This is a genomic window from Bacteroides sp. AF25-38AC (genome assembly GCF_003602995.1).
GTDB lineage: Bacteria > Bacteroidota > Bacteroidia > Bacteroidales > Bacteroidaceae > Bacteroides > Bacteroides uniformis.
In genome coordinates this window covers 71,175-88,981 of sequence record NZ_QTMD01000023.1, presented here as the reverse complement: position 1 = coordinate 88,981, position 17,807 = coordinate 71,175, and the positions used below count along the sequence as shown (strand labels likewise).

General features: G+C 47.3%; 13 protein-coding genes. 5 read left to right on the top strand and 8 right to left on the bottom strand.

Annotated features, from left to right (window positions below; genetic code table 11):
• Positions 1-181: 181 nt before the first annotated feature.
• Positions 182-1,753 (bottom strand): replicative DNA helicase, encoded by a 1,572-nt coding sequence (dnaB, locus tag DWY55_RS15430; protein WP_008664493.1) that lies wholly within the window; start codon positions 1,751-1,753, stop codon positions 182-184.
• Between the two features lie 297 nt (positions 1,754-2,050).
• On the opposite strand from dnaB, the gene ispE reads away from it, so the two are divergent.
• Both ispE and DWY55_RS15420 read left to right on the top strand, forming a co-directional pair.
• The gene (gene ispE / locus DWY55_RS15425) at positions 2,051-2,884 is read left to right on the top strand and encodes a 4-(cytidine 5'-diphospho)-2-C-methyl-D-erythritol kinase (RefSeq protein WP_016273799.1); all 834 of its coding nucleotides are present in this window, start codon (positions 2,051-2,053) and stop codon (positions 2,882-2,884) included.
• Between the two features lie 83 nt (positions 2,885-2,967).
• A complete protein-coding gene (locus tag DWY55_RS15420; protein WP_120027167.1) occupies positions 2,968-3,462 on the top strand; it encodes a PepSY-like domain-containing protein in 495 nt (164 codons plus the stop codon).
• A gap of 69 nt (positions 3,463-3,531) precedes the next feature.
• On the opposite strand, the gene purT is transcribed toward DWY55_RS15420, so the two are convergent.
• Together purT and DWY55_RS15410 are read right to left on the bottom strand one after the other, a co-directional pair.
• Entirely contained in the window at positions 3,532-4,698 is a 1,167-nt protein-coding gene (gene purT / locus DWY55_RS15415; protein ID WP_005827720.1) for a formate-dependent phosphoribosylglycinamide formyltransferase, read from the bottom strand.
• 138 nt (positions 4,699-4,836) lie between these two features.
• The gene (locus DWY55_RS15410; RefSeq protein WP_117681141.1) at positions 4,837-6,354 is read right to left on the bottom strand and encodes a DUF4301 family protein; all 1,518 of its coding nucleotides are present in this window, start codon (positions 6,352-6,354) and stop codon (positions 4,837-4,839) included.
• Between the two features lie 105 nt (positions 6,355-6,459).
• Between DWY55_RS15410 and DWY55_RS15405 the strand changes: the two genes are divergently transcribed.
• Both DWY55_RS15405 and DWY55_RS15400 read left to right on the top strand, forming a co-directional pair.
• Positions 6,460-8,679 (top strand): RelA/SpoT family protein, encoded by a 2,220-nt coding sequence (locus DWY55_RS15405; protein ID WP_005827714.1) that lies wholly within the window; start codon positions 6,460-6,462, stop codon positions 8,677-8,679.
• Between the two features lie 16 nt (positions 8,680-8,695).
• On the top strand, positions 8,696-9,067 hold the full coding sequence (locus DWY55_RS15400; RefSeq protein ID WP_005827712.1) for a diacylglycerol kinase family protein: 372 nt from the start codon (positions 8,696-8,698) through the stop codon (positions 9,065-9,067).
• Here DWY55_RS15400 and DWY55_RS15395 read toward each other — a convergent pair.
• The 3 genes from DWY55_RS15395 to DWY55_RS15385 all read right to left on the bottom strand — a co-directional run bounded on the left by DWY55_RS15395 (position 9,043) and on the right by DWY55_RS15385 (position 11,546).
• Entirely contained in the window at positions 9,043-10,020 is a 978-nt protein-coding gene (locus DWY55_RS15395) for an MFS transporter (protein ID WP_117588857.1), read from the bottom strand. The two genes, DWY55_RS15400 and DWY55_RS15395, sit on opposite strands and share 25 nt — an antisense overlap.
• The gene (gene panB, locus DWY55_RS15390; RefSeq protein ID WP_034523185.1) at positions 10,001-10,822 is read right to left on the bottom strand and encodes a 3-methyl-2-oxobutanoate hydroxymethyltransferase; all 822 of its coding nucleotides are present in this window, start codon (positions 10,820-10,822) and stop codon (positions 10,001-10,003) included. Before panB ends, DWY55_RS15395 begins: the two co-directional genes overlap by 20 nt.
• A 76-nt stretch (positions 10,823-10,898) precedes the next feature.
• Entirely contained in the window at positions 10,899-11,546 is a 648-nt protein-coding gene (locus tag DWY55_RS15385; RefSeq protein ID WP_005827705.1) for an HAD family hydrolase, read from the bottom strand.
• 118 nt (positions 11,547-11,664) lie between these two features.
• Here DWY55_RS15385 and DWY55_RS15380 point away from each other — a divergent pair, with 118 nt between their 5' ends.
• Positions 11,665-13,020, top strand: coding sequence for an MATE family efflux transporter (locus DWY55_RS15380; RefSeq protein ID WP_005827703.1), 1,356 nt, complete (start codon positions 11,665-11,667; stop codon positions 13,018-13,020).
• 151 nt (positions 13,021-13,171) lie between these two features.
• Here DWY55_RS15380 and DWY55_RS15375 read toward each other — a convergent pair whose 3' ends face one another.
• The gene (locus tag DWY55_RS15375; protein WP_055288622.1) at positions 13,172-15,475 is read right to left on the bottom strand and encodes an ABC transporter permease; all 2,304 of its coding nucleotides are present in this window, start codon (positions 15,473-15,475) and stop codon (positions 13,172-13,174) included.
• A 19-nt stretch (positions 15,476-15,494) separates the two neighbouring features.
• Positions 15,495-17,798 carry an ABC transporter permease gene (locus tag DWY55_RS15370; protein WP_120178136.1) on the bottom strand — a complete coding sequence of 768 codons (2,304 nt, stop codon included), beginning with the start codon at positions 17,796-17,798 and terminating at the stop codon, positions 15,495-15,497.
• Positions 17,799-17,807 lie beyond the last annotated feature (9 nt).

Genomic DNA, 17,807 nt, shown 5'->3' with positions numbered 1-17,807 from the left:
AAATTACCGGGACAGTCTGCCGATTGACTCATAATGACGGAATTTAACGACAGTCCCTAGAATAAGTAAATAGGCTCAAATACAGTATTTAACATGGCTACACCCTTTGTACCTAAAGGTGTAGCCATCACTCTACGATGGTATAGGCATTCAAGGCAAAGGGTGTAGCCATAAAAATACATCAGAAAGGTAATGGCCCGTCCGACCCCACACCTCCAAACGGGTTGTCCGTCTGTGGCGGAAAATCAGCAGCCGATGGAGGTGGCGGTGTTGCCGTACTTCCGATAGGCGCATTCATACGTGAACCGAATGTAGCTCCTCCACCCTCCGTCGGAGGTGGGATAACCATATCATCCTCCGGATTCTGGAAACGGGTGTACTGTCCGATAAATCTCAGACGCACATCCCCCACAGCACCGTTACGGTGCTTTGCTATGATGATTTCCGCCATACCGCGCAAGTCACTGCCATCGGCAGAAGTATAAATCTTGTAATATTCGGGACGGTGAATGAAGCACACCATATCGGCATCCTGCTCGATGGCACCGGATTCACGAAGGTCACTCAACTGGGGACGCTTGCCTTCCTCGCCTTCACGGTTCTCCACACCACGGTTCAACTGCGACAGAGCGATGATAGGAATGTTCAGCTCCTTGGCCAAACCTTTCAATGAACGCGAAATGGTACTAACTTCTTCCTGACGGCTACCGAAAGACATTCCGCTTGCATTCATCAGCTGAAGGTAGTCGATGATGATAATCTTCACTCCGTGCTCACGTACCAGACGCCGTGCCTTCGTACGGAGTTCGAATACCGACAAAGAAGGCGTATCATCCACATAAAGCGGAGCATCCAGCAAGTCACGCAGTTTGTAATCCAACTGCTGCCATTCATAGTCCGCCAACTGGCCACTCTTGATTTTCTCACTCGGAATCTCGCACACATTGGAAATCAGACGGTTCACCAGCTGCACGTTACTCATTTCAAGCGAGAACAGCGCTACGGGATTACGGAAATTCACGGCAATGTTCTTCGCCATGGAAAGCACGAATGCCGTTTTACCCATGGCAGGACGGGCTGCAATAATGATGAGGTCGGACTTCTGCCATCCGGAAGTCATCTTGTCCAGCTTGGTATAACCACTTTCCAAACCACTCAAACCATCGGTACGGGCAGCAGCTTTCTGAATCAAATCATAGGCTTCGGCAATGACAGGATTAATCTGCGTATAATCCTTCTTCATGTTCTGCTGGGAAATCTCGAACAGCTTTCCTTCGGCCTCCTGCATCAAATCGTCCACGTCCAGCGTCTCGTCGAAAGCCTTGCTCTGGATATTGCTGGTAAAAGTTATCAGTTCACGTGCCAATGCTTTCTGTGCAATGATACGGGCATGATATTCGATGTGCGCAGAAGATGCCACCTTACTGCTGAGTTGGGTAATATAGAACGGTCCGCCCACTTCCTCCAGTTCTCCCCGCTTGGAAAGTTGCTCCTTCACGGTGAGGATATCGACCGGCTTCTGATTCACGGCCAAATCGGTAATAGCGGAATATATCAACTGATGTCTATGCTCATAGAATGACTCCGGACGAAGAATTTCACTTACCAGCGAATAAGCGTCCTTCTCAATCATCAAGGCTCCCAAGACAGCTTCTTCCAGCTCCGGCGCTTGCGGCTGGATACGTCCGTAGTCTGTTACGGGCTGTGGTGCCTTTCCTTTCGGAGTACGGGATGTTCTTCTTTGTTCTGCCACTTTAAGAATTAAAAATTGAAAATTAAAAATTAAATGAATTTCCCTTTTAGAAAGGGAAAGCAAAGATAGTGCAAACCGAATACATAACTTTCATGCTTGCATGAAAAAGTTATGTTGAGGTGCAGCCTATCTTCGCTCGTATGGCAAAGATAAGCGAATTTATTTATAAGCAGTAAATAAATCATTGTTAAGTTTTCAATCTACTATGAACAGAAATCACTAACTTTGTCTTCGGAAGCTGCACTCCAATAGCTTCTCCTTTTAATTTTAAATTATTAATTCTTAATTTTCAACGCCATGCTGACTTTTCCAAATGCCAAAATAAACCTGGGACTGAATATCACAGAAAAGCGTCCGGACGGATACCATAATCTGGAAACCATTTTCTATCCGGTTCCCATAGAAGATGCTTTGGAAATCAATATCTTGAACGAAGGAAACGGAAAGTTCCGTCTGCATCAAGCAGGTCTGGAAATTGAGGGAGAAGCAGAGAGTAACCTGGTAGTGAAAGCCTACAAGTTACTGGATGACCGGTTCAACCTTCCTCCGGTAGATATTCATCTCTTCAAGCATATTCCCTCGGGAGCCGGACTGGGTGGCGGTTCGGCCGATGCAGCCTTCATGCTGAAGCTTCTGAATAATAAGTTTGAACTCGGACTGCCGGATGACACTCTGGAAGAGTATGCCGCCAAGCTGGGTGCCGATTGTGCCTTCTTCATCAAAAACCGTCCGACTTACGCAGAAGGTATCGGAAACATATTTTCTCCCCTTCCCCTCTCACTGAAAGGATATCGGATATGGTTGGTGAAGCCGGACATTTTCGTCTCTACACGGGATGCCTTTGCAAAAATAAAACCGCATCATCCGGAAATGTCCCTGAAAGAAATTGCCCAACTTCCCGTAGAAGAATGGAACGGACGAATGGTCAATGACTTTGAAGAAAGCGTATTCCCCCAATTCCCGGCTATTGGAGAAATCAAGGAAGAGATGTACCGGCAAGGAGCTGTATATGCCTCCATGAGTGGTTCGGGGTCATCTGTTTACGGATTATTCAAGGAAGATGCCGTATTACCGGAAGTGGATTTCGGAGAAAAAACTTTTGTATACAAAGGCCAGTTCACTGATATTTAAAAATGCATCAACCAATATACTGATTTCCGGAAACAAAAATACAACAAGGTTGTTCTTACAGAAAACTCAAAACAACCTTGATTATGAAAAAGTTCAAATTCTGTATTCTGGCAGGACTACTTGCCTTGCTGTCGGTGTCCGCTTTTGCGGAAGGACGTCTTCCTGCAAATATACAAACAGCTTTTCAAACGCTCTATCCTCAAGCAACGGATGTGGAATGGGAGCAAATGGCCGGTTGCTACGTGGCAGAATTTATTGCAGATGTTCAGGAAATTGATGTCTGGTTCAATAAACAAGCGGAGTGGGTTATGACTGAAACGGATGTAGAGTCACTGGAAAAAGTGCCGGCTCCCGTGGCAGAAGCATTCATGAGCAGTACAATGACCGGCATGAGATTAAGGGATATAAGAATCATCACCTTTCCCAAACATCCCACAGTGATAATAATTGAGGTGGAACAATACAATTCCGATGAAGAATTCCAACTGTTCTATGCTCCGGATGGAAAACTATTACAAAGCCTCGATGTAACAGAACTTGGAGGAGAGATTTATCCCGGACTCTTTTTCAATGATTAATACTGACGATTGGTGATTTGTTGATGGTATCCATTCATCAACAAATCACCAATCATTCATCACTAATCATTAATATACCTCTACCCTATCAGCAATACGCTTCGCTTTGTCGCGCAGCGTGTCAAGATCACTGTCAAGAGGTGCATAACACAGCACTACACCCATACGGCGGTTTACGCGGGTAGTAGGCTTACCAAAAATACGCAGATAAGTATCCTCTTCTTTCGTAACCTCTTCCATGCCACGATAATTGGGACGTTCCTGACTGGCTATCGGAGAAAGGATGACAGCACTGGCTCCTATACGCTCCTGCTTGATGCCAGGGATAGGCAGACCAAGCACCGCACGACAGTGCAATTCAAACTCATTCAGATTCTGGGTTCCGGCCAGGGTTACCATACCCGTATCGTGCGGACGTGGAGAGAGTTCGGAGAAATAGACACCGTTCTCATGGCTGAGAAAGAATTCCACTCCCCACAATCCGGCACCGGTCAAGGCACGGGTCACTTTCTCTGCCATATCCTGCGCCTCCCTTAGATGGGCAGGGTCAATATGGGCAGGCTGGAAGCTTTCACGATAGTCCCCACCCTTCTGTACATGGCCGATAGGCGGGCAGAACAAGGTCGGACCATTCTTCTGTGTTACGGTGAGCAGTGTTATCTCACTGTCGAACTTGATGAACTCTTCAATGATAAGTTCTTTGATGTCTCCACGGCTACCATTACAGCCATACTCCCAGGCATGCTCCAGTTCGTCGGCACTCTTTACGAGAGACTGGCCTTTACCGGAAGAGGACATCAGCGGTTTCACCACACACGGGAAACCTATCTTTTCAGCAGCAGCTTTCAGTTCATCCAAAGATTTGGCATAAAAATATTTAGCAGTCTTCAATCCCAGCTCTTTAGCTGCAAGGTCACGTATGGCTTTACGGTTCATGGTAAAGTTCACGGCGCGTGCACTGGGCACTACCTGAATGCCTTCTTTCTCGAAATCATACAGACGTTCCGTACGGATAGCCTCAATTTCCGGAACAATAATATCCGGCTGGTGTTTGCGTACTACACGTTCCAAAGCATCTCCATCGAGCATGCTGAATACCTCACATTCATCTGCCACTTGCATGGCAGGCGCTCCGGCATACGAGTCGCAAGCAATGATATACTGGCCCTTACGTTGGGCAGAAATAACAAACTCCTTGCCCAACTCACCGGAACCTAACAATAAAATCTTTTTCATCAATTCTTTTATTTACAATTTTATATATTTACGATTTGACGACGTACGATGTACGATTAGAGTTACTTTAGACAATAAACCGCCACAAGCCAAAGCAATCCCAATCGTACATCGTAAATCGTCTAATAGTAAATCCTCTTATTGGTGTTGTTCTCTCAACAAGTCATTCACCGTCTTTACCGGATTGAATGTAGTCAGAGGCACTTCTACAAATACTGTGTTCCAATCACTCATAGCCCCGTTCCACAAACCGGGAAGTTCAAGCGCCTTCAGGTCCTTGCCGTTCTTGGACTTATAGGAGATGAACCCCGTCGCTTTATCCACATACTTCACAAGATTGAACTTATGTCCTTTATAGTCACGTACGGCGCAAACCAAATCCACCGGATTGAAATGGGTACCTTTTTCAAACATTTCCTTCTTTTCCGGGTCGTCCATATCAATCTGCGAACTTTCCAGAATCTGCAGAGAGATAGTACCGTCACTGTTGTATGCCAGGAACGGACCTCCGCCCGGTTCGCCTACGTTCTTCACCATACCGCAAACACGCATCGGACGGTTCAGCTTCTCTTTCAGATATATAACCAACTCGGCATCTTCCAGATTCTTTGTCTCCGGATTCTTGCAATAGAGTTGTTTCTGCAGGAATTGCAGAACTTCAAGAATTTGCTCGTGTGTATACTTCCCGCTGTCAAGCAACTGCAGATAAGCAAACGCTCTCTGCTGTAACGCTACCAGCACACCGGCAATCAGTTTCTTATATAATACGGTGTCACCTTTCAGCTTGTCGGGTACCACATTGTCTATATTCTTTATGAAGATAATATCCGCATCAAGGTCATTCAAGTTTTCAATCAAGGCGCCATGACCGCCGGGACGGAACAACAATTTGCCATTGTCGCGGAAGGGTTTGTTTTCCATATCGGCGGCAATGGTATCGGTGCTCGGCTTCTGTTCCGAAAAAGAGATGTTATAATCCACCCCATACTTCTTTGCATAAGCGGCAGCCTTTTCGTCTACCAAAGCCTTGAACAAGGCACGATGTTCGGGCGAAACCGTGAAATGCACATTCACCTTACCGTTCTTATTGGCAGCATACAATGCTCCTTCTACCAAGTGCTCTTCCAGCGGCGTGCGGCTACCGTCTTCATACTTATGGAACTTAAGCAATCCTTTGGGCAGAGCACCATAGTTCAGTCCGGCCCCTTCGAGTAAGGCAGCAACAACCGCCTTGTAGTTTCCAGCGGCAACCAAAGTCGGTATATCCTTTCCGGCAGTCCTCTGGCAAGCGGTATTCAAGTCATCATAGAAGGCAAACTTCTCTATTTTCTCAAAGAAAGTCTTTTCAAAGTTTGTCTGGGGAGAGTCATAGTCTGCCCCGAGAAATTCAAACAAGTTCTTGAACATACGGCTGGCAGCACCCGAAGCAGGCACAAACTTCACCACCACTTTATCGGTTTGTGTATATGCCTCCCAGGCATCCAGGTATTTCTTCTGTTCATCCGTATCCGGAGCCAGTATACCCTTTTCTACAGAAGCGGCGGCAGACAGCTTCAAGTATGGAAAACCTTTTTCGAAACAAGCCAACTGTTCGGCTATTTGTTCTTCGGAGATGCCTTTATTTTCGAGCAACTCTTTGTCTTGCGGTGTTATCATAATATCTTGTTTTATTAATTCATGCCCAAAAATACAAAAAAAGCAGAACTGCCGTCAAGAAAATGAAGAAAAAACTTACCTTTGAAGCATAAAATACGGACGATTATGGAAACTGATGAATTTTTCACTATCAAAGAGAAAGATTTACTCTTCTCGCTCTACCGCAAACTGTTGCAACTTTCCGGAGAAACCCTCCAGAAGGGGGACTGCAAAAAGCTGAAAACACATCTTGTCAATACTATACAGAACAACCGTATCCAGCGTGATATATTCGGTTTGAATCCCGTCATCAAAGATATGCAGACGGCTGTCATTGTAGCGGAAGAAATCGGAATGAAGCGTGCTTCTATCCTGGGGCTCATGCTGCACGACTCCGTGCGCTGCGGCACTTGCACCGCTCTGGAAGTGGAGCAAATCTATGGCGAGGATGTGGCAGGCATCATCCGGGGATTGATACGTGTAAACGAACTTTATTCCAAAAGCCCTACCATCGAGTCCGAGAATTTCCGCAACTTGTTGCTGACTTTCGCCGAAGACATGCGTGTCATTCTCATCATGATTGCCGACCGCGTAAACATCATGCGGCAGATAAAGGATTGCAAGAACGATGAAGCCCGTCGGCAGGTAGCCAACGAAGCGGCTTATCTCTATGCGCCCCTTGCCCATAAGCTGGGTCTGTACAAATTGAAGTCGGAACTGGAAGACCTCTCATTGAAATATACAGAAAAGGAAGTTTACTACCATATCAAGGAAAAACTGAATGAGACCAAGGCATCGCGTGACAAGTACATTGCCGCCTTCATTGCACCGGTACAGAAGAAGCTCGAAGAAGCCGGACTGAAGTTCCATATCAAAGGACGCACCAAGTCCATCCACTCCATCTACCAGAAAATGAAGAAGCAGAAATGCCCCTTCGAAGGCGTGTATGACCTGTTCGCCATCCGCGTCATCCTGGACTCTTGCCTGGAAAAGGAGAAACTGGAATGTTGGCAGGCCTACTCCATCGTAACAGATATGTACCAGCCTAACCCGAAAAGGCTACGCGACTGGCTGTCCGTACCTAAAAGCAACGGATATGAATCACTGCACATCACCGTGATGGGCCCCGAAGGCAAATGGGTGGAAGTACAAATACGTACCGAACGCATGGATGATATTGCCGAACGAGGCCTGGCCGCCCATTGGCGATACAAAGGAGTGAAAGGTGAATCTGGTCTTGACGAATGGCTGACTTCCGTACGCGAAGCCTTAGAGAGCTCGGACAGCAACGGACTGGAAACGATGGACCAGTTCAAACTGGATTTGTACGAAGACGAGGTATTTGTATTTACCCCCAAAGGTGATTTGTTCAAACTTGCCAAAGGCTCCACCGTGCTCGATTTTGCGTTCCACATCCATAGCAAACTGGGCTGCAAATGTATCGGTGCAAAAGTGAACGGCAAGAATGTACAGCTGAAGCAAATGCTGCATAGCGGTGACCAGGTGGAGATAATGACATCGAATACGCAGACGCCCAAGCAGGACTGGCTGAACATCGTAACCACCTCCAAGGCACGCACCAAAATACGCCAGGCATTGAAGGAAATGGCTGCACGCCAGCACGCCTTCGCTAAGGAAACCCTGGAACGCAAGTTCAAGAACCGGAAGATAGAGTATGATGAAGGAACCATGATGCGCCTCATCAAGCGCCTCGGTTTCAAGATAGTGACCGACTTCTATCAAGCCATAGCCGATGAAGAACTGGATGTCAACGAGATTATAGACAAATACCAGGAACAGCAAAGACGGGAAAATGATACGCGCGACGATATTGTCTACCGCAGTGCTGAAGGCTATAACCTTCAACAAGGCATACCGGAAGAGATAGGTACCAAAGAAGATGTACTGGTCATTGATCAAAATCTGAAAGGATTGGATTTCAAGTTGGCACGCTGCTGCAATCCCATCTATGGAGATGATGTATTCGGCTTTGTCAGTGTGACGGGAGGTATCAAGATACACCGTTGCGATTGTCCCAATGCCAGTGATTTGCACTCACGTTTCGGCTACCGTATCGTGAAGGCACGCTGGGCCGGAAAGTCACAAGGTACACAGTACCCCATCACCCTGCGCGTAGTGGGACACGATGACATCGGCATCGTGACCAACATCACTTCCATCATTTCCAAAGAAACGGGTATTACTTTGAGAAGCATCGGCATTGACTCGCATGACGGGCTGTTCTCCGGAACACTGACCATCATGGTGAGCGATACGGGACATCTGGAAGCACTTGTCAAGAAACTGAGAACAGTAAAGGGAGTGAAACAGGTTTCAAGGAATTAAGCAACAACTATAATCCATGAAGTACGACTTTAAAAAGCAGTTGCGCAGTTTCGGATATGCCTGGAAAGGTATCCGGTGTTGCATAGGAAAAGAACAGAACCTGAGCTTCCATCTGATAGCTACGGCTGTGGTAGTCATTGCAGGATTCGTTTTAGGCATTACCCGCATGGAGTGGATGATAATCATTCTCTGCATCGGAGTGGTGATAGCAGCCGAACTGTTCAATACCGCCATTGAGAAGCTGGTCGACCTGGTGTCTCCCCAACAGCATCCCGTGGCAGGGCAAGTAAAAGACATAGCCGCCGGAGCAGTACTGGTATGTGCTGCAACGGCGGCCATTATAGGATTGATTGTATTTATCCCTTACCTCACCCGCTTCTTCTTATAATAAGGATAGGTCAGCAGTACAAAGAAAAATACGGCAAGCATAGCAGCAACAGACGCCACATGGTATATCTGCGCTTTGTCCATCAGGTGGCAAGCCACAGTCATGCCCACCAGCAGCCCTGTCTCCATAGACAAATGACAAGTGGTGTTTGCCGTTCCACGCTGGCAATGGTGCGACAGCTTGACGAACATCTTCATGAACGGGACTGTAATGAACACCAATACAGCCAATGCCGCCAATGACCAGTAATCGCCCACAAACATCAGTGGCAGCAACGCTCCCGGTACAAAAGCAATCAACAGCATATTGATGGCAGGTACCCATGCACGCGGCAATAAGAAGCGGTCCATATTGCACAACGACACGCCTATCGGAGCACGGAAAGCCACATATACCCTCGATGCGAAAAATATGCTAGCCAGTCCGGCCGCTACGGACAGATAGGTCACCATACGGAAACCATACATCTTATACATTCCAATGCCCAACACAACACCCACCAGCATGCCCAAGCGTGCAGCCCATGCATATACCATGTTTCCTGCGCTGCGGCGCGCGGAAGTCGTTATGTCGATGGCCACCGTAATGCCCGCTGTGGTTGCCAGCCCGAAACATGCTCCCTGCACAGCGGCAAGCAGCAGAAATTTCGTATAACCATCCACAAAGGCATATCCCAGAACAGCCGCCAGCATAATGAGTGCGGAGTAAAGGAGCACGTGTTTCCTTTTATATTCATCGACCAGATAGGCATGGAAAGGACCGACAGCAAACATGGCCACCACAAAGACCAGAAACATGCTGCCCGCCTGCCCGACGGAAACACCCAACTGCTCTCCCATCACAAAAGGAAGCAAAGGGAAAAGCATATAGACGGATATGAACAGCAACAGATTTGCCGTACACATCCGCCAAAAATTGAGTGTCATGAGTTTGTTAGTACTGTTCTTTCTCATTCGGGAAATCTAAATTCTTCACATCGGATACATAACGGCTGATGGCATCCGTCATCACTGTATGCAGGTCGGCATAGCGACGCAGGAAACGGGGACGAAAACCGTTATTCATACCCAGCATATCCTGAACCACCAACACCTGGCCGTCCACATCGCCACCGGCACCGATGCCTATAACGGGTATAGTCAGCTCGCTTGCCACGCGGGCAGCCAATGCGGCAGGAATCTTCTCCAATACCAGTCCGAAGCATCCGGCTTCTTCCAGCAAATGCGCATCGCGTACCAGTTTCTCGGCTTCGGCATCATCCTTGGCACGGACCGTATATGTTCCATACTTGTTGATGGATTGGGGCATCAGTCCGAGATGTCCCATGATGGGAATACCGGCGCTGAGGATACGCTTCACCGTACCGATGATTTCCTCGCCTCCCTCCAGTTTGAGGGCGTCGGCATGGCTTTCTTTCATAATACGGATAGCGGAAGCCAATCCCTCCAGTTCGTTGCCCTGATAAGAGCCGAAAGGCATGTCGACAATGACCATGGCACGCTTCACACCGCGAACCACGGATTTGCCATGATAAATCATCTGGTCGAGCGTGATGGGAAGCGTGGTGACATTGCCTGCCATTACATTGGAAGCGGAATCTCCCACCAGAATCACGTCTACCCCGGCACCGTCCACAATCTGCGCCATAGTATAGTCGTATGATGTCAACATTGATATTTTTTCGCCTCTCTGTTTCATTTCGATAAGGCGATGTGTAGTCACTTTACGAGTGTCGTCTGAAATATAACCCATGATAGTATTTACAATTTGGCAATTTACAATTTACAATTACTCAATTTAATTTTCGGCGCAAAGGTAATCCTTTTTCTGATTACTTGTGCAATTGAGTTAATTTATCGTAAGTGAATCCCTGAAAGTCATCCAATACATAATGACACAACGGAGCTATGTCTTCACGGGAATTGGTGGTTGCCAACCCTATAACGGTAGCTCCTGAAGCCATGCCGGCTTTCAGCCCGTTGAAAGAATCCTCGAATACATATGTGGTGTCGGGAGTTGTGCCGAAAACCTCCATACCCAACAGAAAACAATCCGGTGCAGGCTTGGAAGCCGTAAACATCTCGGCCGTAAGGATACGGTCGAAAAGAGTCTTTATTTCGGGATGAACCCGATAGACAGCTGCCATCTTCGCTTCGTTGGAGCTGGTCACTACGGCAGTCTTCACCCCATTCCGGTGTAGGTCGGCAATGAAGTCAAGCACTCCGGGAATAAAGTCGAATGACATTTCCTGTTCAAAGCGGTTCAGCCGTTCGGTAATTTCGGCTTGTTCCTTCGCCATACCCGGAAAAAAGGTATCATAAATATAGACCAGCGTCTGGCCCTTCACCCTGCCTTCAATATCATCCATACCCAAATACTGCTTTCCCATTTCATGCCAGAAGTGACTGTACTGTGTTTCCGTGTCTACCACCACGCCGTCAAAATCAAAAAGTACGGCGGTTGCTTTTGTTGTGTCCATAAACTTTCTTTTACCTAAATCTGTTAATACCAAAACATTATAGTGTACAAAGGTGGGAATAATCTGCGAATCAAACAAATATTTTATACCTTTGTGCTCCTTAATTGACTCATATCAAATGAACAACGCGCATATATTAGGAACCGAACGTATTGGCAAACTGCTTGTGCAGTACTCCATTCCGGCCATTATAGGCATGACGATTACTTCGTTGTACAACATCATCGACAGCATTTTCATCGGTCATGGCGTAGGTCCTATGGGCATTGCCGGACTTGCCATAACTTTCCCTCTGATGAATCTGGTCGTGGCTTTCTGTACGATGGTATCGGCAGGTGGCTCCACCATTTCGTCCATCCGGTTGGGACAGAAAGACCTGGACGGAGCAACGGAAGTATTGGGAAACACACTGATGTTCTGCCTGGTCAACGCATTCATATTCGGCAGTGTTTCATTCATCTTTCTGGATGACATCCTGCGCTTCTTCGGTGCCAGCAATGATACGTTGCCATATGCCCGCGACTTTATGCAGGTGATATTACTGGGTACCCCCGTCACTTATACCATGATTGGCCTAAACAATATCATGCGTGCCACGGGATATCCCAAGAAAGCGATGCTCACGTCTATGGTAACGGTAGTCTGCAACATAATCCTCGCTCCCATTTTCATCTTCCAATTTGACTGGGGAATACGGGGAGCTGCAACGGCAACGGTCATCTCGCAGTTCATCGGCATGGTGTGGGTAGTGAGCCATTTCCTGCAAAAGACAAGTGTGGTACGTCTGCAACGGGGGTTCTGGAAGATGAAGAAACGTATCATCAGTAGTATATTATCCATCGGTATGTCACCGTTCCTGATGAACGTCACGGCATGTGTCATTGTGATTATCGTAAACAACAGCCTCCAACAGTACGGAGGCGATATGGCCATCGGGGCATATGGCATTATCAACCGACTGCTGGTACTCTATGTAATGATTGTATTGGGGCTGACGATGGGAATGCAACCGATTGTAGGCTATAACTTCGGTGCGCAAAAGCACGACCGTGTGAAGGCTACCCTGCGCCTGACCATCATTGCCGGAGTATGTATCACCAGTACCGGCTTCCTTATCTGCGAATTGTTCCCCCATGCCATATCTGCCATCTTTACCAGTGATGAAGAGTTGATAGATATTGCTTCCAGAGGCGTACGCATTGCCGTAGCCATATTCCCGCTGGTAGGTGCACAGATTGTCATCGGCAATTTCTTCCAAAGCATCGGGAAGGCGAAAATCAGTATCTTCTTGTCGCTGACACGCCAATTACTGTATCTGTTGCCGGGACTACTGATATTCCCGCATTACTTTGGGCTGGACGGCATCTGGATATGTATGCCGGTATCGGACTTCTTTGCTTTTGTAACGGCAGCGGTGGCATTGTGGATATATGTAAAGAGATTACCCACAGGAATTACCGAAAAAGCGAGGTGAAAGTGATTTATTCTACTGCAAATATTGCATTTTATGTTATAACAAATAAATTGTTCGAAAATATATCATTCATTCAGCCCAAACACATCATCTATTCGCCCCAAACAGATGGTCTGTCTACCCCAAACGCATGATGTATGTTGCGGCAACTTTATTCGCTCTTGATGCTCTTTACCGGATTTTCATTGGCAATGCACCATGCCTTCAATACCACGGTAGCAACGATAAACAACAGCAACAGACAACCTACAAGAATATATCCGCCTATAGGGAATGGCACAACATCAGAGAACTGGCTCGCCCAAAGCTTTCCGGCCCGGCATGCTCCCCCAATACCTATGGCGACAGACGGAATGGCCAGCCAAAGCACATCTCTTGACAATAACAGCAAAATACTTTCCGTCTCCGCTCCATTCACTTTACGAATGGCAATCTCTTTTGAACGCAGGCGGATTTCATCATTCACATAGCCTATCAGTCCCATCAGAATGATAAAGAGTATGGTCAATGAAACCAGCAGGGTGACATCACGAAATACCCGTACAGACTCGGCATAACTGCGCATTTCCTGCTCCACCGAACGGAATACGAGGCTTTTCTGAGGATAAATCCGATGCATCTCTTCATTGAGGCGGGCGAGATTTTCATCCAATGGCTCTTTGAGGCGAACATGCAGGGTGGCAGCTGTCTTCCCCGTCCATTCCACCATCACCGGCAAATTATCGTTGGGCATATCGGCAAAACTGAAACTGTCTAACAGCCCGACAACAGTGCCATAATCATTCACCCGCTTGCCTATGGGGCTGTCTGTCCAATTCATCTTCTCACAAAAGACACTGTTGACAAGCAACTGACCTTCTCCCGTCAAGTTATGCCCCTCTTTCAGTCTCAGACCAATGAAAGGAAGAAAATCACTGTCGAACCAGGTATTACGAGGATAGAAAAGCTCGTTACCCTGATTGTCAAGAATTGGCTGGTTAGAACCGAACCACAATATAGGGCGTTCTGCCGAAGCAACCCCTTCCACATAAGGCAAACTGCCGACAAGACTACGCAGGCTATTGCCATCCACTTCCCGCTGGGTGGTATATGCCACACGTTCAGGACGCCAACCACGGTCACGCGTCGTTACATAACTGTACTGTGAAACGACCATCAGCATCATCCCCAGAATGAATGCCGCTCCGATGAACTGAACAAAAAGCAGTACCCGTTTCCAGCCGCGGCGTCCGGAAGAGTAGCGGCGGAACACTTGTGTCACCGGAATACGAGCGAAAAGCATGGCAGGCAGGCAACCACCTAAAATAAACAGTAACAGTATCACCGACAATGGTGCCCAAAGATTCTGCCAGTCAAAAAGAGCACTGAGAGGTACAGCTGCCAATTCTTCCATTTTTTCGTGGAAAATATACACCAGCAGTCCAATGAGCAGCAAGGCAAGCCCTACTACTATAGCAGTCTCTACCATGAACATGGAAAAGATGCTACTTCCCGAAGCACCGCTGCATTTGTGTACACCGATGGCCTTGGCACGCTGTGTCAGCGAAGCCACGGAAACGAGTACATAATTCAATGCGGTCGTAAAAAGCAGCACGATACCCAGGAAGAACATAATCCAAATCATCTTCCGTACTTGAGGAGTCTCGATATGCAGATTATGGATAGGGACAATACGTACGCTCAATTCTAAACCACTTTCCGGTGGAATATGACGGGCAATAGCTATGGACATACGCTCATTCAGCCAATCAGCATCCTGCGGGCTGCGCAGCCTGAGATAACCGTCGTAGTTTCCGCCGCTTTGCCAACCTAGGTTCCACTTCAGATGCCGCCCTATAGTAGGAAAGGAAATGATTGCCTCTGGACGCCTCTCCAAAGAAGTGTTCAACGGAATATCGGCAAAGATACCCTTCACGAGCAGTGTAGTCTGATATCCCCAAAAATCATAACGCAGTGTTTTCCCTATCGGATTTTCGTCACCGAAGGCCTCCTTTGCTGACTTGGCAGAAAGGAATACGACATCCGGACCCGCCAAATCCTGTGGATTGCCTTCTATCATCTCCAAACCGAGTACAGAAAAATAAAGTGTATCTGCCATCACCGTGGACATATCTAATTGGCGCTCACCCAACTGGAAACTATTATCAAAAAGAGAACAGCTCACTGTGCTACTTTCCACTTGTTCCGGAAACTCTTCGGCAATGGCAGCCGGAATCGGAATGATGGTAAAGCGACTTTCGTTACCTTCCAACACTCCATTTTTCAACCAACCCGTCTTCACAATATAAAGGTTATCCGAATCATGATAAAAGTTATCAAAACTCAACTCGAATGCAATCCGTGCAAATAGAAATACAGACATCAGCAGTCCCAATGCCAAAGATACAATCTTAATGGCATTGGAACCTTGCTTGTGCAACAAGCTTTGTAATGTATAATAAATGTGCCGCCTCATAATTTCCTGAAGTTATTCTTTATTCACTCTTGATACTGTCTACCGGATTCTCATTGGCAATCCGCCATGCCTTGAATACTACACAACCGATGATGAGCAATAGTACAATGCATGCAATAAGCAAGAATCCGCAGATACCAAAATCCACTCCCTCCACAAACTGCTCTATCCAGACACCGCCTATATACCAGGCTCCCAGCCCTCCAAGAAAAACGGCCGGCAAGGATATCCAGAATATATCCTTCGAGAAAAGCCGGAGAATGGATGACGCTTCCGCACCATTCACTTTACGGATGGCAATTTCCTTGCTGCGGCGTTGTATCTCGTCATTGATGTAGCCAATCAACCCCATTAACGTAACAAAAAGGATGGTTATGGCAGCCAGTAAAGCTGCATTACGGAAATCCGTGACGGTACTGTTCTGGTCGTCAATGACCTTTTGGAACGAGGAAAATACAATGTCACGGGTGGGAAACAGCTTTTCCATGTCTTCGTTCAAACGCTTGAGGTTATCGTCAAAAGGCTCTTTCAGACGTAATTGGATGTTTCCGGAAAATCGGTCAAGATAAGTTGCATACATAGGTTGCACCGCCACATAAGCGGCATTGGATGTGGCAAAGTCTTTCAGTACACCTACAATATTGCCCGCTATGCGATCGCCGTTGCGCACTTGCCTGCCTATCGGTTTATCTTCCCAATGCATCATTTTCAAAAATGTTTCATTGACCAATATCTGCCCAGGGGCATCCATATTCTTGCCTTCCGCAAATTCCAACTTCATAAACGGGGCATAGTCCTTGCCAAATTCCACCCAACGCATGCTCATCCACTGCCCGTTATCAGTCGTAACCCCTTCTCCGCTCAATCCGTCTGTAAGAAGATTACTGCTACAAGCTCCATCTTCCACATAAGGCAAAGAAAGCATCACACTACGATTGGCATCGCTTTCCGCATCCGAGTCAAAGGATACGCCCGAAGCATAAGCCACCCGGTGGTAATCGAATCCACGTTCTTTATTGGTGATGTAATGGCTCTGCATAAGCACCAGCCCCAACAAGCCGAAAATAAAGGAGGTACCGGCAAACTGCACAAACAAGAGCGGACGTTTCCAGCCTTTCTTGCCTTCGGTGTACCGGCGGAAAACCTGCGTCACCGGAATGCGGGCAAAAAGCTGCCCGGGCAACATGCCGCCTATCATAAACAAAATGACTATCACTGAAAGCGGTGCCCAAATGTTTTCCCAAGAGAAAAGACCGGCAAGACTAACGTCGAGCATGTCCTCCAACGGCTCACGGAAATTAAATAGAAGCAGCGCTACAAGCAGCAAGGAAAAAAGCATGATGACTCCGGTCTCCCATAAGAACATACCGAAAATAGTTCCCGTATTTGCCCCACTACATTTATGTACGCCTATAGCTTTGGCACGACGGTTCATGGCTGAGATGGAAATAAGCACATAATTCATCGCCACAATAAAAAGTATGGCGGTTCCCAGCGTCAACAGAATCCATACCATACGCATGGTACTGATACCAAATTCCATACGGTAGTCCTTTATCGGAACCAGACTGATAAACACATCATCGCTCTTGCGCACCTGCTCGGCAAGTTTCTCTATTTGGGTGTTCACATCGTCCAATTGCACCCCCGGGCGCAGACGGACAAAGGACATATAGCTGTCTCCACCTCCCCACCCCCAGTATCCCCAATGATGCTTGAAGGAGGTAGCCAGAGACATCACGACACCACTTCCATAGAAACTGGAGTTTTCGGGAAAATCTTCAAAAATGCCCTTCACGGTCATTGGCATCTGTTTGTTATAGACCACCGTCTGCCCGATGGGATTCTTATCGGCAAACATGCTGCCGGCCAGCTCCCTGCTGATGAAGACTACCTCCGGATTATTCAGCTCGCGAGGGTCTCCACTGACAACATCAATGCCCATAGTGGCAAAGAAACAAGAATCGGCCGTCATGGCATTGGTCTGGAAACGGCGTTCATTGGCAAACCAAGCCGAATTGCTCCACCATTGCTGAGTGACGGTAACACTCTCCACCTCGTCAGGCAGGTTTTCTGCAATGGTACCAGCCACCGGTCCAAGAGTTATATGCGAAGGATGATACTCGTTGTTGTAATACCATACTGTTTTGACAAGACACAAACGTTCATGGTCCTTGTAGCAGGTATCATAATTGAGCTCGAATGCCTGACGGGAAAAAATGAGGATACTGACTGCCAACCCCAGTCCCAGAGAAACAATCTTGATGAGGTTGGAGCCTTTTCCTCGTATCAATGTCTGGAGAGTGTAATATAGTTGTCTCATGGAAGTTGT